17 protein-coding genes are annotated in these 18,656 nt (G+C 59.8%); 6 read left to right on the top strand and 11 right to left on the bottom strand.

The features are described 5' to 3' along the window. Positions 1 to 93: 93 nt before the first annotated feature. Together V2I08_RS12995 and V2I08_RS13000 are read right to left on the bottom strand one after the other, a co-directional pair. The gene (locus V2I08_RS12995; protein ID WP_349635490.1) at positions 94 to 864 is read right to left on the bottom strand and encodes a MotA/TolQ/ExbB proton channel family protein; all 771 of its coding nucleotides are present in this window, start codon (positions 862 to 864) and stop codon (positions 94 to 96) included. Positions 865 to 936: 72 nt separating this feature from the next. Then, positions 937 to 1,599 (bottom strand): energy transducer TonB, encoded by a 663-nt coding sequence (locus tag V2I08_RS13000; RefSeq protein ID WP_349635491.1) that lies wholly within the window; start codon positions 1,597 to 1,599, stop codon positions 937 to 939. A 253-nt stretch (positions 1,600 to 1,852) separates the two neighbouring features. On the opposite strand from V2I08_RS13000, the gene V2I08_RS13005 reads away from it, so the two are divergent. Continuing rightward, positions 1,853 to 2,713, top strand: a complete 861-nt coding sequence (locus V2I08_RS13005; protein WP_349635492.1) for a hypothetical protein — start codon at positions 1,853 to 1,855, stop codon at positions 2,711 to 2,713. An 88-nt stretch (positions 2,714 to 2,801) separates the two neighbouring features. Next, on the top strand, positions 2,802 to 4,106 hold the full coding sequence (locus V2I08_RS13010; protein WP_349635527.1) for a homoserine dehydrogenase: 1,305 nt from the start codon (positions 2,802 to 2,804) through the stop codon (positions 4,104 to 4,106). 7 nt (positions 4,107 to 4,113) lie between these two features. Here the strand turns inward: V2I08_RS13010 and V2I08_RS13015 are convergent, their stop codons facing one another. Continuing rightward, entirely contained in the window at positions 4,114 to 4,557 is a 444-nt protein-coding gene (locus V2I08_RS13015) for a hypothetical protein (RefSeq protein ID WP_349635493.1), read from the bottom strand. A 107-nt stretch (positions 4,558 to 4,664) separates the two neighbouring features. On the opposite strand from V2I08_RS13015, the gene glpX reads away from it, so the two are divergent. Then, complete coding sequence (gene glpX / locus V2I08_RS13020) at positions 4,665 to 5,648, top strand: class II fructose-bisphosphatase (RefSeq protein WP_349635494.1); 984 nt, start codon at positions 4,665 to 4,667, stop codon at positions 5,646 to 5,648. A gap of 27 nt (positions 5,649 to 5,675) precedes the next feature. Here the strand turns inward: glpX and V2I08_RS13025 are convergent, their stop codons facing one another. The 6 genes from V2I08_RS13025 to V2I08_RS13050 all read right to left on the bottom strand — a co-directional run bounded on the left by V2I08_RS13025 (position 5,676) and on the right by V2I08_RS13050 (position 12,955). After that, a complete protein-coding gene (locus V2I08_RS13025) occupies positions 5,676 to 6,053 on the bottom strand; it encodes a MerC domain-containing protein (RefSeq protein WP_349635495.1) in 378 nt (125 codons plus the stop codon). A gap of 75 nt (positions 6,054 to 6,128) precedes the next feature. Next, on the bottom strand, positions 6,129 to 7,910 hold the full coding sequence (locus tag V2I08_RS13030) for a diguanylate cyclase domain-containing protein (protein ID WP_349635496.1): 1,782 nt from the start codon (positions 7,908 to 7,910) through the stop codon (positions 6,129 to 6,131). Between the two features lie 129 nt (positions 7,911 to 8,039). Next, positions 8,040 to 9,539, bottom strand: a complete 1,500-nt coding sequence (locus V2I08_RS13035) for a catalase (RefSeq protein WP_349635497.1) — start codon at positions 9,537 to 9,539, stop codon at positions 8,040 to 8,042. A gap of 134 nt (positions 9,540 to 9,673) precedes the next feature. Continuing rightward, on the bottom strand, positions 9,674 to 10,084 hold the full coding sequence (clpS, locus tag V2I08_RS13040; RefSeq protein ID WP_405053649.1) for an ATP-dependent Clp protease adapter ClpS: 411 nt from the start codon (positions 10,082 to 10,084) through the stop codon (positions 9,674 to 9,676). Positions 10,085 to 10,203: 119 nt separating this feature from the next. Beyond that, positions 10,204 to 11,076: a phasin family protein gene (locus tag V2I08_RS13045; protein ID WP_349635499.1), complete on the bottom strand. Its 873-nt coding sequence runs from the start codon at positions 11,074 to 11,076 to the stop codon at positions 10,204 to 10,206. A 139-nt stretch (positions 11,077 to 11,215) separates the two neighbouring features. Continuing rightward, positions 11,216 to 12,955 carry a class I poly(R)-hydroxyalkanoic acid synthase gene (locus tag V2I08_RS13050; RefSeq protein WP_349635500.1) on the bottom strand — a complete coding sequence of 580 codons (1,740 nt, stop codon included), beginning with the start codon at positions 12,953 to 12,955 and terminating at the stop codon, positions 11,216 to 11,218. A gap of 143 nt (positions 12,956 to 13,098) precedes the next feature. Between V2I08_RS13050 and V2I08_RS13055 the strand changes: the two genes are divergently transcribed. From V2I08_RS13055 to V2I08_RS13065, 3 genes are read left to right on the top strand one after another with little or no spacing between them, the layout of a single operon-like run. Next, the gene (locus V2I08_RS13055) at positions 13,099 to 14,307 is read left to right on the top strand and encodes an LL-diaminopimelate aminotransferase (protein ID WP_310221070.1); all 1,209 of its coding nucleotides are present in this window, start codon (positions 13,099 to 13,101) and stop codon (positions 14,305 to 14,307) included. Between the two features lie 22 nt (positions 14,308 to 14,329). Then, on the top strand, positions 14,330 to 14,815 hold the full coding sequence (locus V2I08_RS13060; protein WP_349635501.1) for a DUF2721 domain-containing protein: 486 nt from the start codon (positions 14,330 to 14,332) through the stop codon (positions 14,813 to 14,815). Further along, on the top strand, positions 14,812 to 15,348 hold the full coding sequence (locus V2I08_RS13065) for a (2Fe-2S)-binding protein (protein WP_349635502.1): 537 nt from the start codon (positions 14,812 to 14,814) through the stop codon (positions 15,346 to 15,348). The genes V2I08_RS13060 and V2I08_RS13065 overlap by 4 nt, the downstream gene beginning before the upstream one ends. A gap of 27 nt (positions 15,349 to 15,375) precedes the next feature. On the opposite strand, the gene V2I08_RS13070 is transcribed toward V2I08_RS13065, so the two are convergent. Continuing rightward, entirely contained in the window at positions 15,376 to 17,937 is a 2,562-nt protein-coding gene (locus V2I08_RS13070) for an HWE histidine kinase domain-containing protein (RefSeq protein WP_349635503.1), read from the bottom strand. Then, positions 17,930 to 18,469: a biliverdin-producing heme oxygenase gene (locus V2I08_RS13075; protein ID WP_349635504.1), complete on the bottom strand. Its 540-nt coding sequence runs from the start codon at positions 18,467 to 18,469 to the stop codon at positions 17,930 to 17,932. Before V2I08_RS13075 ends, V2I08_RS13070 begins: the two co-directional genes overlap by 8 nt. Positions 18,470 to 18,656 lie beyond the last annotated feature (187 nt).

The following is an 18,656-nucleotide window of genomic DNA, read 5'->3' on the forward strand; positions in this document are numbered from 1 at the left end:
CCTAACATGTCTGTCATTTTAGACCGCGAGCGATGAGCGGCGGTCTTGGGAACCGGAGACGCGCCACATGCGCGCTCCGGCTCCCATCCTTGATCAGGCCTTGGTGGCAGCCGCAGGAACCGGCTTGCCAACCTGGGCGGGGGCAGGCGTACCAACGACCGGCTTAACGGCACCGTTCGAAACCATGTAACCCAGCAGATCGGTCGAGAAGGAAGACAGGTTCTCGGCGATCGCCTTGTTACGGCGCTGCAGGAAGTTGTAGGCAAGCACGGCGGGAACCGCGACGACCAGACCCAGAGCGGTCATGATCAGCGCTTCACCAACGGGACCGGCAACCGCGTCGATCGACGCCTGACCCGATGCACCGATCTTGATGAGCGCGCGGTAGATACCAACAACCGTACCGAACAGACCAACGAACGGCGAGGTCGAACCCACGGTGGCGAGGAAGGCGAGACCACCACCCAGCTTCCAGTTGACGGCGTTTTCCGAACGGGCCAGCGAACCGTGCAGCCAGTCATGGGCTTCGACGGGATCGGTCAGCTTGGCATGCTGTTCCTGAGCGGCAATGCCGTCATCGACAATCTGCTTGTAGGCCGAGTTCTTCTCCAGCTTGGCCGAACCTTCCTTGAGGCTGTTCGCGCGCCAGAAGGTCGCACGGACTTTCTTATATTGGTTGATGACCTTCTGCTGTTCGATCAGCTTGGTGAACAGCACGTAGAAGGTGCCGACCGACATGCTGACGAGAATGATGAAGGTTGCCCAGGCGATGACGCCGCCCTGATCGAGGGCTTCCATAAGGCCGTAAGGGTTCGCGGCTTCCGCAGCGGGTGCGGCAGCGGCCGCAATGATGGAGTTCAACATGATCAAGACTTCCCTCTCAATGAGATCAAGCGAGGAGAAAGCGGCGCGGCGCGCCCGCTTTCCCGTTCTGAATTATTCCGGCAAACGCCAAGTGATACGACCGTTATACGTGTCGGGCATTTCGTTACCATCGGAACCCTTGGCCGGCTTGAAGCGTGCGCGACGCGGCAGCAGGCGGCAGGTCGCCTCATCGAGATCGGAATGACCGGTCGACGAAGTGATGGTGCAGTTGGTCACGCGACCGTCGGCACCAATATCCAAGCGAAACCCAGCCGTACCCGAACGCTCTTCGCGCTGCGCGCGGGTCGGATAGTCGGCGTCACCCAACCAACTGCCAGGGTTGCTGCGCGGCGAAGCCCGCGTTGCAGCCTGAGGCGGCGGGGGCGGAGCAGGCGGCGGCGGCGGTGGCGCTGCGACCGGAACGGGATTGAACACCGGCGGGGGCGTCCGGACCGTCTGAATCGGCGGCGCAGGGGTCGGAGTCTGCACGATCGGTGGCGGCGCGACAACCGGCGGCGGCTCGATCGGTCGATCTGGCGGCGGTGGTGGCGGCTCTTCGTCCGGTGGTGGCGGTTCCTCCTTAACGTCGATCACGTTCAGCTGTTCTGCCGCTTGTTTGACATATTTCATGCCAAGACCGGAGACGAGGGCATAGCCAAGAACAGCGTGAATCAGGGCGACGATGATGATCGATATCGTGCGACTCGATCCTTCCGAGTGGTCAGCATAGGCCATTCAGCAACGACACTCCTTAACTCATCTTACCAATGGGTTCTACAAATCAGCCAAAAACGACCCTAACCGTCCGGGTCCTCCCGGTCAGCTTTGGCCCCTGTCCTTCTATTTGCTACCGCGCAAACTCCTATCGCGGTGCATCGCGGCACGCAAACACTTTATCGTTATGTTCATTTGCGGTTACCACTTCATATAGGAATGACTTGCCTGTGACATCCTTGCCACTGGCCAATAACACAGGACGAAGCTGATTATGAAACCCGCTATGCTGATCCGCCACCTGCTCGCGCCATGCCTCATTTTAGCCGCAAATAGCGCCATTTCTCCGGCTTTGGCGCAGCCGCGATCAGTGATAGCGCAACCAGCACGGCTCTCTTATGCTGATCTCATCGACTTCGCGGACCAAGCGCCGATGGTCGCCCATGTGCGAATTCGCAACATCATCGCTTTGAAGCCCGATCAGGCGCAGGGGGTGCCGCCGGGCCATAAACGGCTCTTTATCGAGGCAGATGTAACGAGCCTGATTCGCGGCGAGGCGGGAATCAGCCCCCTTGTAACCTATCTCTACGATGCCCCGCTGGACGCGCGCGGCAAGATACCCAAACTTAAAAAGGCATCGTTCCTGGTCTTCGCTCGCCCCGGCACGCGCCCAGGTGAAATCCAGCTCATCGCACCTGACGCCCAGATCCCAGCGACGCCCGTCGACATAGACAGGGTAAAGTCCGCCCTTTCCGCGCTGGTGGCTCCTGACGCGCCGCCCCGCATATTGGGCTTGGGTGACGCCTTCCATGTAGCCGGTACGATCGCGGGCGAGGGAGAAACGCAGATTTTCCTGCGAACCGAAAATGGCGACCCGGTATCGCTGTCGGTGTTGCGTCGTCCGGGCCAGCCGCCGCGCTGGGCCGTAGCGTTGGGCGAAATCGTCGACGAAGCTGCGCGGGCCCCAGAGCCCGGAACGCTGCTCTGGTATCGGCTGGCGTGCAGCCTGCCCCCTGTCCTGCCCGCCCGCGCGGTCCGCACGCTGGCCGTGGCTGACGCGGAGGCAGCGCGCGCCGACTATCGCTTGGTGATCGAGGCGCTGGGGCCATGCGGACGGACCCGCATAGCGCAATGATCGAGGAGGGCAGCTTTTGCTTGGACCCGTGGGCGCGGGCGGCTATCAGCCCGGCTTTCATCATCTTCGCCAAGAAAGTGACGCCGCCATGACCAATCTGCACCGCCATGCCCCGTTGCGCGTTGCGCTCGTCGGTCTCGGTACGGTGGGCGGCGGGGTCATTCGGCTGCTCAACACCAATGGCGACCTGATTGCCCGGCGCGCGGGCTGCCCGATTCAGATCGTCGCTATATCCGCACGCGATCGGAACAAGGATCGCGGGGTAGACCTGTCACCTTATGAATGGGTGGACGATATGAACAGCTTCGCTACCCGCGACGATGTCGACGTGGTGGTGGAACTGATCGGCGGATCGGACGGCCCCGCCCTTACCTTGGCGCGCCAGTGCCTGATCGCTGGCAAGCCGTTCGTCACGGCGAACAAGGCGATGCTGGCGCATCATGGCCTCGACCTCGCCCGCCTTGCGGAAAAGGGCGGCATCGCGCTGAAATATGAAGCGGCGGTCGCGGGTGGCATCCCGGTCATCAAAGGGATGCGCGAAGGGGCCGCCGCCAACGAGATTTCGCGCGTATATGGCATCCTCAACGGCACCTGCAATTATATCCTGACGACGATGGAGAAGGAAGGCCGGAGCTTTGACGAGGTTCTGAAGGAAGCGCAGGAGTTGGGCTATGCCGAAGCCGATCCCAGCTTCGACATTGATGGGGTGGATGCGGCGCACAAGCTGACAATCCTCGCAAGCCTGGCATTCGGCACCGAACTGGATTTCGATGCGGTTGCCATTACAGGCATCCGCGACGTCATCGCCGCCGACATTGCCGAGGCCGCTGCGTTGGGCTTCCGCATCCGCCTGGTTGGCATGGCGCAAAATGGCGCGGATGGCCTGTTCCAGCGTGTTCACCCGATGTTGGTCCCGCTCGACCACCCGCTCGCCCATGTGGACGGGTCGCTGAACGCCGTCGTGGCCGAGGGAAATTTCGTCGGCCGCCTCTTTTTCCAGGGGCGTGGTGCGGGCGATGGTCCGACCGCGTCGGCGGTGGTAGCCGACCTGATCGACGTGGCGCGCGACGAATATGGCGATGCCTTCGCCATGCCGGTCGCCGCCCTGACACCGCAGAACACGGCCGACGCCGGCGCGCGCATCGGTCGCACCTATCTCCGCTTCATGGTCAAGGATCGTCCCGGCGTACTGGCGGAGATCGCCGCCGCCACGCGCGACGCCGGCGTATCGATCGAAAGCATGATCCAGCGCGGCACGCATGAGGATGACGGCGTGCTGGTGGCAATCGTCACCCATGCTGGCGAGGAACGCTGTATCCGCGACACGCTCGAACGGCTCGCCGGGTCGGACAGCCTGCTTGGCACGCCGATGGTGATGCACATTCTCGACTGATTGCCACTCAATGCTGCCCGCTGCCCTTGAAGCGATCGGGCAGTGGCGGCGGCGGGGCCAGGTCGGCATCGGGATCGACGATCGCCGTGATGCTCTTTCCGATCACGCCGACAGCCTTGAAGACGGACAGGCCACCGACGCAGCCCGCCCCCTGCCCGCCGGATACGCCACAACTGCCTTGTTTCACCGGCGCGGCCGAGGCACGTGGCGTGTCGCCCCGCATCGGTGCGCCGCTGTCCGGCTCTTTACGGGGGAGCGGCAGCCGCTCGCGCGCATTGCGGTCCGCTTGGCTCTCACCGCAGACGACGATCGCATCACCGCTTCGATCGCATCGCCGGATTACCTGCGTCTTGTTGCGATAAGCCGCCATCAGGGACTCGGCGTCGCGCGCCAAGACCACCTCTGGATGAAAGGCGACAAGCAATGTTACGGAGAGAGACAGGCGGGGCATGACCATAGAAGAGCAGGCAATCATGGCGGCATCATGGCCCATGCTGCTCGACAAATTTGGGGCAAACGCCTATCGCCTGCGCCATAAGAACAGGCAGAGGAATGACGATGGTACAGGCAAATTCACCCCTTGATCGGGTATTGGTGCTGGAAATGGTCCGCGTCACCGAAGCGGCCGCGATCGCCGCGTCGAAGCTGATCGGCCGGGGTGACGAGAAGGCCGCCGATGCCGCCGCCGTCGAAGCTATGCGCCTGGCCTTCAACGACCTGTATATGGACGGCACCGTCGTCATCGGTGAGGGTGAGCGTGACGAAGCGCCGATGCTCTACATCGGCGAGAAGGTCGGCAATGCGATCGGCACCGGCCCGCGAATCGACATCGCGCTCGATCCGCTGGAGGGGACAACCATCACCGCCAAGGCTGGCCCCAACGCTTTGGCCGTGCTCGCTATTTCCGAGGAAGGCGGACTGCTGAATGCGCCCGACGTCTATATGGACAAGCTGGCCGTCGGCCCCGGCTATCCTGATGGCGTGATCGACCTCAACCGATCGGCCAAAGAGAATGTCGAGGCCGTGGCCGCCGCCAAGGGCGTGGAGCCGAGCGACATCATCGTGTGCGTTCTGGATCGACCGCGCCACGAGCGACTGATCACGGAGTTACGCGCAATCGGGTGCGGCATCATGCTGATCCCCGATGGTGACGTGGCGGGGGTGATCGCCACCACTGACCCGGAAACGACGATCGACCTGTATATGGGATCAGGTGGCGCACCTGAAGGCGTGCTGGCCTGCGCGGCGCTGCGCTGTGTCGGTGGTCAGTTCAAAGGACGGCTGCTATTCCGCAACGAGGATGAAAAGCAACGCGCGCGTAAATGGGGTATCACCGACCTCGACAAGATTTATGACCTCAAGGAACTGGCCAAGGGTGATTGCATCTTTGCCGCTACGGGCGTCACCGACGGATCACTGCTTGACGGGGTCAAACGCCTGCCCGGCGGCAAGCTGACAACCGAGAGCGTCGTTATGCGCGCCAGCACCGGCACGGTGCGTTGGGTAAAGGGAGAACATCGTAATAGCCAGAACCCGCTTTGAAAAGCGGCGGCACGAGAATGGCCGGGCCTAGCGCCCGGCGCGGTGATTGAGGTCGTGACCCAAGGCAAGGATGGCAACGCCAATCAGCGTATAGACGCTTTCCTGCCAACCATGGTCCATGGTCATCGCACCTGCCATTACACCCAAGCCAAGCGACCCGATCGCGGCAGGCATCATGAAACGGTGAACCATCGCGCCATGGCCGAGCGCAATCGCGCCCAACAGGATCGCCAGCGTCAGGCCGACTTCGTGGAAAAGCGGACTTTCGAAAATGCCCCCCGCGCTGGCCAATACGCCAAGCACCACGGCAGTAACAAAGCAATGCGCAACGCACAGACCCGATAACGCCATCGCGATGCGATCGACACGACCATTGAGTAAGGCTTGGCGCAAGTTGGAAGTCATGAACACCACATAGGCCAACTCATCTTAGGTTACAACATTACATTCGCCTTTTTTGCAACCCATAGCGCAGCCCATTCAGGCGGCAAGACGCAGGCAGTTGCGACCACTATGCTTGGCGCGATACAAAGCCTTGTCTGCGGCTTCGAGCATCGCCGACCGGGTCGAGGTGTCATCCAGTTCCACAAGCCCGGCGCTGAAGGTTATACCTATTTTTTTCCCACCAGACACTGGAATAGGATCACTCAATCGCGCGCGCAAATTTTCGCACAACAAGCTTGCGCGATCAATGTCGCAGTCGGGCAGCAATATCGCAAATTCCTCGCCGCCTAGCCGCCCGATACTTTCCAGGACGGAAAGCCCTGGCCTCAGCCTATCGACGAAAGCGGTCAGAACTTCATCCCCGACACCGTGACCATGATGATCGTTGACCGCCTTGAAATGATCAATGTCGATCAGCAGTAGGCTGGACCGAACGCCGTGCCGCGTGCGCAATATCTCGGCTTCCAGCTTTTCGAGGAAGGCGCGGCGGCTGTCCGCGCCGGTCAATGAATCGCGCGCAGCGACCTGTTGCAACGCGCGCTGTCGTGCTTTGTGGCGCGACATGTCACGAATCGTGCTGATGACACCGTTCGCATGGCCCCGCTCATCAACCGCCGCACGCATCACCATTTCGCACCATTCCATCGCAGCGATCGACACGAGTGGCCGAAATTCGACCGTGTGGATCGATCCCGGCCGCATCAGGGCACGACGATGCGCCGCAATTACCTGATGCCGATCCTGTGGGTCGACCAGATTGGCGGCAGCTTGCCCTACCAGCAATTCCGGCGCACACCCAACCTGTTCGACAGCGGAAGGCGAAGCATATTCGATCACGCCTGTTACGCTGATATTAAGGACCACATCGCCGCTGTGTTCAGCGATAGCCCGATAGCGGGCCTCACTTTCGCGTAGCAATTGAAATAGCCGCCGCCGCCCGTTCAATTCGGCCGCAACCGGCATCGACAGTAGAAAACAATTTGCCAGGTAAAATTGGAATGCTTGTATGCGCTCCCCCATGTCCTCGAACACCAGCGTAAGTGGCCCTACGTCTGACAGGGTTGCGATACCGCCGAAGAGCGCGAGAATGATGATCGAGGCCGCGGTCCCCATATGTCCGACGCGAAAAGCAATCAGAACCAGCGGCAATAGCGGCGCAAACAGCATAGGATGCTGCGCCCAGTAGAAGATATACATGATCATCGACGTGAATAATGCCAGCAGAATGATCGCCTCAATCTTGCCCGCCCTGGATGTGTCACGCCGCCAGCGGCGGAACTCGCCCTGCATCAACATAACCAATATTGGGGCACAGATCAGTCCACCCAGCGCGTGCCCTGTATACCATTGTACCCAAGACGCGCCGAACGACACCGGCGTCAACAATGATGCCACCATCGCCGCCGGAATGGCGGTGACCACATCCGCGACAGCACATATGGCTATGATGAAGACTAGTAGCGACCGGGTAGCGCCGATCACTGGCCGGTCGGTCAGATAATGGCGGCAGATCAGCGCTACGATCAACGCTTCGGCCATGTTGATGACCGCCATCGGAATAGCCGCGACCGGCCCCATGCCGAACAGGCTGGTAGAGAGCGCACTGGCCAAACCACAAGCCACGATGATGGTGGGCCAGCGTCGAGCACGGGTGGTCAACAGTTTTGCCATCACATAGGCGTTGGCACCCCAAATGAAAGCTAGGCCACCTTCAAAGCGCGACAACAGCAAGGCGCAAGTTGCCGCGACAAAATAGATTCCTCCAGTGAATACCAGAGAAAATAAGGTAAAAGAAAGGTGAGAGTTGGAACGTTGCATGTTCCAACCTTCGATAGAGCCATAACGTTAAAATTTGCTCACAGCTACCCGGCTGACAAAGAATGATGAAGTCTGCTCCCCCCACTGGAAGAGTGGAGGGAGCAGACTTGTTCGAATGCATCGACCTTGTCAGGCTGATGCGTCAGCCATCGTCTTATCCGTTGGTGCGGAGATGGAAGGGTTGCGCCCCTTGAAAGCTATGCGCGCCGATCGCACGCCTGCTCCGTAATCGGGATGAACCTGATCGAACAATTTGCACTGACGTTCCTCGATGAAGTCGGGGATGTCGCCCATGGCGACAGCAATATTGGCGAACAGCCGCGCCTTCTGCCCGTCGTCGAACAGGGTGAACAGCGCACGTGGCTGAACGAAATCATCATTGCCCTCACGATGATTCCATCGATCCGCGTCGCCGGAAATTTTGAGCGGTGGCTCATCGAACCGATGGTCCTCTACCGGCCCGCCAAAGCTGTTCGGTTCATAATAGACAGCGGGATTGGGATTATTGGCGAAGAAACGCATCGCCCCATCCTTGTGGTAGTGATTCACAGGGCATTTCGGCGCGTTGATCGGCAACGCTTCATAATGGGTGCCGATGCGATGGCGATGCGCGTCGGCATAGGCGAAGATGCGCGCCTGGAGCATCTTGTCGGGCGAAAAGCCGATGCCGGGCACGATGTTGGACGGGCTGAACGCCGCCTGTTCGATTTCCGCGAAATAATTGTCCGCATTGCGGTTCAACTCCATCACACCGATGTCAATCGGCGGATAGTCGGCATGAGGCCACACTTTCGTCAGGTCGAACGGATTGTAGGGCGTCTTGTCAGCATCCGCTTCCGGCATGATCTGAACCTGCATCTTCCATTTGGGGAAATTGCCGGTTTCGATCGCCTCGAACAGATCCTCCTGCGTGGATTCGCGGGTACGACCGACGACCTGCGCCGCTTCCTCATTGGTCCAATGGCGGTGTCCCTGCATCGTCTTGAAGTGGAATTTCACCCAGAAGCGCTCGCCCGCATCGTTGATCAGCGCAAAGGTGTGGCTGCCATAGCCGTTAATGTGCCGAATGTCGGTGGGCAGGCCACGATCGGACATCAGGATCGTGACCTGGTGCAGCGATTCGGGCGACAGCGACCAGAAATCCCACATCGCGGTGGGCGACCGCAAATTTGTGCGGGGATGGCGCTTTTGCGTGTGGATGAAGTCGGGGAATTTCAACGGGTCGCGCACGAAGAAGACCGGCGTATTGTTGCCGACCAGATCCCAATTGCCTTCGGGCGTGTAAAATTTCAGCGCAAAACCGCGCACGTCGCGTTCAGCGTCGGCAGCTCCCGCTTCGCCCGCTACGGTGGAACAGCGCAGGATCATCGGCGTCTGGGTGCCGGGCTGCAGCACCTTGGCCTTGGTATATTGGGAGATGTCCCCGGTGATGGTCAGCACACCATGCCCACCCCACCCCTTGGCATGCACGACTCGCTCCGGCACCCGTTCGCGATTCTGGTGGGCCAGCTTCTCGATCAGTTGATAGTCCTGCAGCAGCAAGGGACCGCGCGGCCCTGCAGACAGGCTATTTTGATTGTCAGCAATCGGCGCACCGGCGCTGGTGGTCATGGTCGGCTTGTCAGCCATCAACATTCTCCTCGTCTTTGATGAGGAGAGGATAGGCGCGAATGGCGCTTCGACAAAATGGTATATACCGCGCTGAATGATCGATTTTGTCAATCAATAGGGACGAGCCGTCTATTAGCCCCGTTACGGAATATTCAGGCCTTCTCCAGCGTGCATTGCAAAGGATGCTGGTTCTGCCGGGCGAAATCCATCACTTGGTTGACCTTTGTTTCAGCCACCTCATAACTGAAAATGCCGCAGACGCCAACGCCGCGCTGGTGAACATGCAACATGACCCGTGTCGCCTGTTCCATGTCCATGCGAAAGAAATGCTGAAGCACATGGACGACGAATTCCATCGGCGTATAATCGTCGTTGAGCATCAGAACCTTGTAAAGCGAGGGCTTTTTGGTGCGCGTACGGGTGCGGGTCGCGATGCCGACGCTGGGACCACCAGGGCCCTCGCCTTGATTATCTTCGTCATGGCCCGCCATCGTCGCAGGCTCCGTATAGGCTGGATTGATGCTGTTCATGATGATCGAGAATATGGCGATTTGCTCGCCCATGGCAAGGGGCCGAAGGGACAGGAGGCAGACCCGGCGTAAATTGCGCCAAAAATGCGAAAAGGGCGCCCGTCCCATGAGGGAGAACGCCCTTTCAAAGCTGTATGTAAAAGCGCGGTCGCTTACGCGGCCAGCGACTTCACCTTATCCGTGACGACCGTTACGCGCGCGGTCAACGGCTGCGCCACTTCACCGGCCAGCTTCATCATGGCTTCGCTATTCTTCGCGGCTTCCTTGGTGAACTCATCGAAGCTGCTCGACAGCATCTGGCTCTGGAGCTGGAAGAATTCGGTCGGCGTCTTGACTGTCGCGAAGCTCTTGAGGGCGGCGGTGGCCTTCTCAAAGTTCTTGCGGCTGTAATCGACGGCTTCCTGGCTCATCGTCTCCATCGCCTTGGCAGCGATCTTGCTCGATTCGACCATGGCTTCGACATTGCCCTTGGCGATGTCGCTCATTTCTTCGATCGCCTTGGTCGACTTTTCGACGCTGGCCTTGGCCTTCTCGTTCATGTCGGCATAGGCGGTTTCGAACTTGGCCTTGGTGTCTTCGGCAAACTTCTTTCCGGTTTCCATCACATCGTTCATGATCTTCGTTCCTTCTACAGCCGGCAGCGGCATGGTTGCGGTCGTCGTGGCCTTTTTGTCGAGGCTCTTTGGTGTATCAGCTTCGGGGGCCACATCAGCGGCCGCATCCGTATCTGGTTCGGGCATGGCATCGACGGCCGTCGTGGCAGCAACGATGGCTGCGGGACTGGCGTCTGTTGCCTTCACCGACTTGGCGGATGGATTGGCATCCATCGCAGGCACGGACTTCGCGGACGGATTGGCGTCCATCGCCGGAACGCTCGATGCCGTCTTGCGCGGGGCAGGTTTCCGAACGGCTGGTGCTGGCTCGATCGCCGCCTCAGCCGCTTTCAGCGCTTCGCTTGCCGATAATGTCGCCGATTCGCTTTTACCGGGCTGGGCAGCGCGTCCGGTCTTTGGGGTAACAGCCATGACCATCCTCCGTTTGTTGCACTGCACAATAAGCCTACAAAGGGAGAATTGCAAGAATTATTGTGCAGTGCAACAAAAGTGCCATCAGCGCCCTGTCGCATGTCCCGAACGGCTCACCGCAGCATGGCGGAGAGTGAACTTATTCGCCCTTCACATAGCGCCCTGGAGCGTCCTCGATCGCCTTGAGGCGCCCCTTGCCGGGCTGGCGCGCGCCCTTGACCGCGACGGTGCGCGAATCGATCGTTTCGAGCCAGCCGCGCCAGTCCGGCCACCAGCTTCCCTTGGTTTCCTTGGCCTGCGCGACGAAGGCGTCAAGCGTCGGCTGGGCCTCGTCGCAGACCCAATATTGATATTTATTGGCAGCGGGCGGATTGATGACGCCCGCGATATGCCCCGATCCCGCCAGCACGAAACGGATTGGCCCGGACAGATTTTCGGTCAGCTTCCAGACGCTTTCCAGCGGCGCGATATGATCCTCCTTGCCTGCCTGAACATAAGCGGGTGTTTGAACCGTCTTGAGGTCGATCGGCGTGCCGTCGACACTGATCGCGCCGGGGGTCACCAGCAGATTGTCGCGATACAACTGGGTCAGATAGTCGCGATGCCAGCGCGCGGGCAGGTTGGTGGTGTCGCCATTCCAGTAGAGCAGATCGAACGGCGGATAATCCTGCCCCAACAGATAATTGTTGACGACATAGTTCCAGATCAGGTCGCGACCGCGCAGCAGGTTGAAGGTCAGCGCCATGTAGCGCCCGTCAAGAAAACCGCCGGTCGATAATTTGTCCACCAGCTTCATCTGTTCATCGTCCACGAACAGGGTGAGATCGCCTGCCTTGCTGAAATCGACCTGGGCGGTGAAGAAGGTCGCGCTCGCCACCTTGTCCGCTTCGCCGCGCGCAGCCAGCAGCGCCAGTGTCGCTGCCAGCGTCGTGCCTGCCACGCAATAGCCGATGGTGTGGACGCTCTTGACCTTGAGCAGGTCGCGCACCGTGTCGATCGCATCGACCTGTCCACGCAGGATATAATCGTCCCAGATGAGATCCTTCATCGACGCATCGGCGGATTTCCACGACACCAGAAAGACGCTGATCCCTTGATCCACCGCCCATTTGACGAAACTTTTTTGTGGGGACAGGTCGAGAATATAGAAGCGATTGATCCAAGGCGGGAAGATGATGAGCGGGGTTTCCAGCACCATGTCCGTGGACGGGGCGTAATGGATCAATTGATAGAGCGGCGTTTCATGAATGATCTTGCCCGGCGTCGCGGCGATATTACGGCCGAGTTCGAACTGCGTACCGTCGGTGTGCGTCAATTGCCCCTTTTCCAGATCGGCCAGCATATGCTGGAGGCCCTTGACCAGATTCTCGCCGCCGCTCTCGATCGTCTTTTGCACGACGGCCGGGTTGGTTAGCGGAAAGTTGGACGGCGACAGCGCATCCAGCATACCGCTTGTCGCAAAGCGCAGCTTGGCCTTCTGCTTGGGGTCCACCCCATCCACCGCATCGGCCAACCCAGTCATATAGTCGGAAACCAGCAGGTAACTTTGGCGGATGATGTCGTAAAAGGGATTTTGCGTCCAGGCCGGATCGGCGAAGCGGCGGTCCTTGCACGCGGCCGGACTATCGGCCGGGACGGGCAGGGGCTCATCGCGCAACATGCCCCCCGAATCGAGAAAACGCTGCCACATCGCCAGCCCTTCGTCGGCGAAACTCGACTGTATGCGCGCTACAGCCTGCGGATCGAAAGGCAGCGTCATGCCTGATGCGCCTGCCGCCTGCTCCAACATCAATTGCTGGGCGCGACCGATCGCATGGGTCCATTGCTGCATCTGTTCCAAAGTGGGCAGGTGCGGCTCTGCGACATCACTCTTTTCCATAGCCACTCTCCTGTTCCTGGTATCATATCGTCGCGCCGCTTTCTCTGGCGCGCCGCAGGTTGGCCGGTTATAGCCAGTTTGTGACGCGACAACGGCGTTCACTATACTATTCCCTACCGAGAGCTTTCAGGAAAGCCCCTATAATGTCCGAAGAATTTTACCGCATGAAGCGCCTGCCACCCTATGTCATCGCCGAAGTCAATGCGATGCGGGCGGCGGCGCGCGCGGCGGGCGAGGACATTATCGACCTGGGCATGGGCAATCCCGACCTGCCGCCCCCGCCCCATGTCATCGACAAGCTGATCGAAGTGGTGCGCAAGCCCGACGCCCATGGCTATTCCCAGTCGAAGGGCATTCCCGGCCTGCGCAAGGCGCAGGCCAATTATTACGGTCGCCGCTTCGGCGTGGATGTCGACCCCGAAACCGAGGTCGTCGTGACCATGGGGTCGAAGGAAGGGTTGGCAAGCCTTGCCACCGCGATCACCGCGCCGGGCGATGTCGTGCTGGCCCCCAACCCCAGCTATCCGATCCATATGTTCGGCTTCATTCTCGCCGGTGCCACGATCCGATCGGTGCCGACGACGCCGGACGAAAATTATTTTCGATCGCTTGATCGGGCCATGGCCTTCACCGTGCCGCGTCCGTCGATCCTGGTGGTCAATTATCCGTCCAACCCGACCGCCGAGACGGTGGACCTGGCCTTTTACGAGCGACTCGTTGCCTGGGCGAAGGAAAACAAGGTCTGGGTCTTGTCCGACCTTGCCTATTCCGAACTCTATTATGACGGCAAGCCCACCCCCTCCATCCTGCAGGTGCCGGGCGCGAAAGAGATAGCGATCGAGTTCACGTCGCTCAGCAAAACCTATTCGATGGCCGGTTGGCGGATCGGTTTTGCGGTTGGCAACAAGCAACTTATTGCCGCAATGACCCGTGTAAAAAGCTATCTGGATTATGGCGCGTTCACCCCGATCCAGGCAGCGGCGTGCGCGGCACTTAACGGTCCGCAGGATATCGTCCAAAAGAACCGCGAACTATACCATAAGCGCCGGGACGTACTGGTGGAGAGTTTCGGCCGCGCCGGCTGGGACATCCCTGCCCCGCCCGCCTCGATGTTCGCCTGGGCACCGCTGCCGCCTGCGTTGAAAGAAATGGGAAGTCTCGAATTTTCCAAGCAATTGCTCACCCATGCCAAGGTCGCGGTCGCGCCGGGCGTGGGCTATGGCGAGGATGGTGAAGGCTATGTCCGCATCGCCATGGTAGAAAATGAACAGCGGTTGCGGCAGGCAGCGCGCAATGTGAAGAAATATCTCCAGTCGATGGGCATCAACACCCCGGCGAAGGGCGCGGCCTGATCAGCAGGCGGATGAAAACGCCATGAGCGACTTTATTTCCCTGCCCCAGGTGTCACAGGTCGCCCAGACGATCCAGTTGGCGGTCGCGCCCGTGTTCCTGCTGGCCGGGATTGGTGCGTTCCTAAACGTCTGCGCCGCGCGCTTGGCCCGTGTCATCGACAGGGCGCGCGTCGTGGAAAAGTCAGTGATGATATCGCGCGGCGAAGAACATGATCGGCTGGTAGGGGAAATACGTGTTCTCGATCGGCGGATGAGTGTCGTGAATGGCGCGATCTTTCTAAGCGTAGCGTCAGGTTGCGCCATCTGCCTCGTCGTTATCCTGTTGTTTGCGTCAGAGTTGGTCAATGCGCATCTTGGCACCGCGATCGCCATATTGTTCATTTTGGCAATGTTGTTGCAAGCGGCTGCCTTTGGCACGTTCATTCAGGAAATCCGCCTGGCTGCCCGCACCATCCATATCCGCAACGAAGTGCTTTATCATAAGGCGGAGGAGGATAGCGGGTTATGACCCGCTTCACTGTCAATGACCGGCCCGTACAATATCGCATGGACCCGGACACGCCGCTGCTATGGGCATTGCGCGATGCGTCGAACCTGACTGGCACCAAATATGGCTGCGGCACCGGCGACTGCGGTGCCTGTACGGTGGATATCGATGGAGAGGCAGCGCGATCCTGCCAGGTAACGATCGGCAAGACCGAGGGGCGGTTCGTTACGACGATCGAGGCCTTGTCGCCCGATCGCGGCCATCCGCTGCAACAGGCTTTTGCCGCCGACAATGTGTCGCAATGCGGCTATTGCATCCCCGGCATCATCATGGCGGCGTCGGTGCTGTTGCGCCGGAGCAATGACCCTAGCGATGAGGACATCGACGCCGCGATTACCAATATCTGCCGATGCGGCGTCTATCCCCGGCTCCGTAGCGCAATCAAAAGGGCAGGGCGGATCATGCGCGGCGAAGAGCAGATTGCTGCGGCACCACCACCCGGCATTACTCCTGACAGTGCTGCAAAAAGCGTACCTGCCTTGGGTAAACCTTGAAGCCCTTCCCAGCAGCTATATTAGGTCTCAGGTCGGCGGAGCGATCATTGGTCCGAAAGCTTGGGCAAGCGTGGTACCTGAATAGGGTTTCTTGACCAGCACGATATCAGCAAAGCGTTCGGGCAGTTCCAGCCCATCGCCGTAGCCCGTAGCGAAAAGAAAGGGGATGCCTTTCTGTGTCAGCAGGTCGGCTACCGGCAAGCTGGTTTCATGACCCAGATTGAAGTCCAGCACGGCCAGGTCAATCGCCTGAACCATGATTGCTTCATGGGCGCGTCCGACACTGGCCACGGTCAGCACCTCTGCTCCCAACTCGCGCAACGCATCCTCGCCATCCATGGCAATGATCATATTGTCCTCGACAAGCAGGACATTGCGATCGCGCAGCAGACTGGGCGTTGCGGGTGTCGCGGGCTTTGTCCGGTCACGCGGCGCAGCTTCAGGCAGCACCGAGACGATATGGCGCGATGGAATACAAAAGTGCGCTTCGATCCCGGCCAGCCGATAATGGATTTCAGCATCCCCCTCCAGATCATAAGGGATGGACCGTTCGATGACCGTCGAACCGAAACCCCGGCGCGTCGGTGCCGATACCGCCGGTCCGCCGCTCTCCGTCCAGTCGAGCAGCAGGCTACCGTCCGCGTCCACCCGCCAATTTATCTTGACCGTGCCATTGTCCGACAGCGCACCATATTTGGCGGCGTTGGTCAGCATTTCGTGGATCACCAGCGCCATAACCGTAAAGCAACCGGGAGTGAGCAACACATTGGGACCGGACAATTGCACCCGATCGCGTCGTTCGCCCAGATAGGCCCCCGCCTCCACCTCGATAAGATCGTAGAGGCGCGCAGGACTCCAGCGATCGGCGGTGATCTGATCATGCGCCCGTGCCAGCGCATGGATGCGGCTTTCGAGTGTGCCGATAAACTCGTCAACAGACCCGGCGCTATCGCGCGTCTGCGACAGCAAGCCGCGGATGAGGGAAAGAATGTTGCGAACGCGATGGTTGAGTTCCGCGATCAGCAATTCCTGTTTCTCGTTCGCGCGCTGCCGTTCCTGATCAGCAGAATCAGAAAGACGCAGCACCACTTCCAGCAAGGCGGTTCGGAGCGCTTCGGCTACACGCAATTCAGCGGGGGCGAAGGGCAACGCCACACCCTTGACCAGTTGCGACCAGCTTTCAAAGCTCTTGCGCGGGGTCAAACGCGGGCCATTAGGGCCATATTCGATATGCTTGTCCTGCTGCCCCGCCCAGCGCACCGCCCGCAATTGTTCGGCGCGAAACAGTACGACATAATCGCGCGGGCGACGCGAGAGTGGAATGGCAAGCAATCCAGCGGCACGATCGGCATAGGCAGCCGCGTCCGGTAGCAGCGACGACAAATTGTCGGTAGTGTACACCTGACTGGCGGCAACCCGGTTCATCATCGCAATGATGGCCGAAAAATCCGCAGGGTCCGGCGTCAGGCCGGAAAAGGTCATCTGCCCGTCGATGAACACGCCCACGCCATCGGCGGGGATGGTATCAAAGATGATATCGCCCAGCCAACGCGCATTGGACAACAGATCGTGATCCTGTGCGACCGCCGCGATCAATCGATCGGCAACCTGCCGCGCCTTGCCCTCATAAGTGGCGGTTTCTGCGCGTTCGCGGCTTTCGAGCATCATCGAGAAGATCTGGCCAAATAATTCGGCGGCACTGCGCTGGGCAAAGGTCGGCAGGCGTGGGGCATAATGGTGGCAGGCAAACAGCCCCCATAATTTGCCTTCGACGATGATCGAAATGGAAAGCGAGGCCCCCACGCCCATATTGCAGAGATATTCGATATGGATGGGCGACACCGCGCGCGTCAGGCAAAGTGACATGTCAAACGCTGCCCCATTGGGATCCAGCATCGGCACGACCGGCACCGGCACCGCCTTAACATCAGCGATTACGCGGAAGATGTTACGCAGATAGAGGGCGCGCGCCTGTACCGGAATGTCCGACGCTGGATAATGAAGCCCGTAGAAACTATCGACGCCCGAACGCAGCGCTTCGGCAACCACCTCGCCATCACCGCCTTCGGCAAAGCGATAGACCATGACCCGGTCGAATCCGGTGAGCGCCCGCACCTGACGGGCACCATCGCGAAGAAACGCCGCCATGCCTTCCACCTGCGCCAGCCGCGAGACCATTGAGCGAACGATGCTACTCGCTTCCATCTCGTCATGCGCGGCAGGCTCACCTTCGATCACCACCAGTTGGCCGGAAAAATGCACGGCGATGTCGAACAACAGACCGCCGTCGATCAGGGACAGGGAGAAGATGCGCTCGACCGAATCAGGCCCTCGCAACAACGTGATACGATTGCGCAGCGCATGGATCGCGTCGGCTGAAAACACCGTACTGATCGGCTGGCCCAATAAAGCGTCGGGTTCGTGGCCGATAAAGGCAGCACTGTTGGCCGAGACACGCGACACCAGCCAATCGGCGGTCAGGGCAATGAGAAAGCCGAACGGCTGGATCGTGCCCAACACATGGATGGGCTCGCGGTCACAATTGGTCAGATCAACGGCAAAGCCAGCAGGATTGTCCACATCAGCCATACATCGTCGCCGTTTCGTCGGCACCCGCCTGCGCAAAAAGGGCAAAGGCTGCCTTCGCTCCTAGCACGGCATCGTCCAGCCACATCTCATCCCCCTGTGCCGCTGCGCTGTCGAGTCTATGCTGGAAGGCAGTCCATTCACCCTTCTCGTGGATAGCAGAGAGATAGGCGGTAGGCAGGCCCGGCGCGACTTTTCGCGCCAGCATCGCACCACCTAGGCGCGATCCTTCAAGCGCATACAGCAATCCCCAGCGATAGCCTTCGCCAGAACGCACATCCAGCGGCAGCGGCGCAGGCATGTGGCACCCCAATGCGGCAAGATCATGGGCCAGAAGCGGCAAACGCGGCGTAGCAGGCCGCGCAACCGGCTCCAGCGCGCCCAAAGCGCGGGCATGAGCCGATAAAAAAATGTGGTAACTTTCCGGCGAACCCAGCGCGTGACCAGCGAACAACATATCTACCTGTTGATGGTCTTCCGTCGTTGCGTCGCGCAAGGCCTGACGGATTCGGCCGACATGGGGGGATTTCTTCACGCAGCGGTCCTAGAGGGAGTTGAAATCCCATGCACTGATCTGGATCAGCTTTTGAGGCGATACCCTGTTTATCGCCGGGAAGGCGCAAGATGAATATCGTGATTACAAGATGAATGATCGTAAACATTTGCCGATGATCGATTCTTTCAAATGGCTGACGAACGGGTTCAGACTTGTGACACGGAGA

Origin of the sequence: Sphingobium sp. MK2 (assembly GCF_040170545.1) — a bacterium.
Lineage (GTDB): Bacteria > Pseudomonadota > Alphaproteobacteria > Sphingomonadales > Sphingomonadaceae > Sphingobium.

Bases quoted from the DNA above. Each gene is read 5' to 3' on its own strand.
- V2I08_RS12995 (WP_349635490.1), bottom strand. From the start codon at position 864: ATGTTGAACTCCATCATTGCGGCCGCTGCCGCACCCGCTGCGGAAGCC.
- V2I08_RS13000 (WP_349635491.1), bottom strand. From the start codon at position 1,599: ATGGCCTATGCTGACCACTCGGAAGGATCGAGTCGCACGATATCGATC.
- V2I08_RS13005 (WP_349635492.1), top strand. From the start codon at position 1,853: ATGAAACCCGCTATGCTGATCCGCCACCTGCTCGCGCCATGCCTCATT.
- V2I08_RS13010 (WP_349635527.1), top strand. From the start codon at position 2,802: ATGACCAATCTGCACCGCCATGCCCCGTTGCGCGTTGCGCTCGTCGGT.
- V2I08_RS13015 (WP_349635493.1), bottom strand. From the start codon at position 4,557: ATGCCCCGCCTGTCTCTCTCCGTAACATTGCTTGTCGCCTTTCATCCA.
- glpX (WP_349635494.1), top strand. From the start codon at position 4,665: ATGGTACAGGCAAATTCACCCCTTGATCGGGTATTGGTGCTGGAAATG.
- V2I08_RS13025 (WP_349635495.1), bottom strand. From the start codon at position 6,053: ATGACTTCCAACTTGCGCCAAGCCTTACTCAATGGTCGTGTCGATCGC.
- V2I08_RS13030 (WP_349635496.1), bottom strand. From the start codon at position 7,910: ATGCAACGTTCCAACTCTCACCTTTCTTTTACCTTATTTTCTCTGGTA.
- V2I08_RS13035 (WP_349635497.1), bottom strand. From the start codon at position 9,539: ATGGCTGACAAGCCGACCATGACCACCAGCGCCGGTGCGCCGATTGCT.
- clpS (WP_405053649.1), bottom strand. From the start codon at position 10,084: ATGGGCGAGCAAATCGCCATATTCTCGATCATCATGAACAGCATCAAT.
- V2I08_RS13045 (WP_349635499.1), bottom strand. From the start codon at position 11,076: ATGGCTGTTACCCCAAAGACCGGACGCGCTGCCCAGCCCGGTAAAAGC.
- V2I08_RS13050 (WP_349635500.1), bottom strand. From the start codon at position 12,955: ATGGAAAAGAGTGATGTCGCAGAGCCGCACCTGCCCACTTTGGAACAG.
- V2I08_RS13055 (WP_310221070.1), top strand. From the start codon at position 13,099: ATGTCCGAAGAATTTTACCGCATGAAGCGCCTGCCACCCTATGTCATC.
- V2I08_RS13060 (WP_349635501.1), top strand. From the start codon at position 14,330: ATGAGCGACTTTATTTCCCTGCCCCAGGTGTCACAGGTCGCCCAGACG.
- V2I08_RS13065 (WP_349635502.1), top strand. From the start codon at position 14,812: ATGACCCGCTTCACTGTCAATGACCGGCCCGTACAATATCGCATGGAC.
- V2I08_RS13070 (WP_349635503.1), bottom strand. From the start codon at position 17,937: ATGGCTGATGTGGACAATCCTGCTGGCTTTGCCGTTGATCTGACCAAT.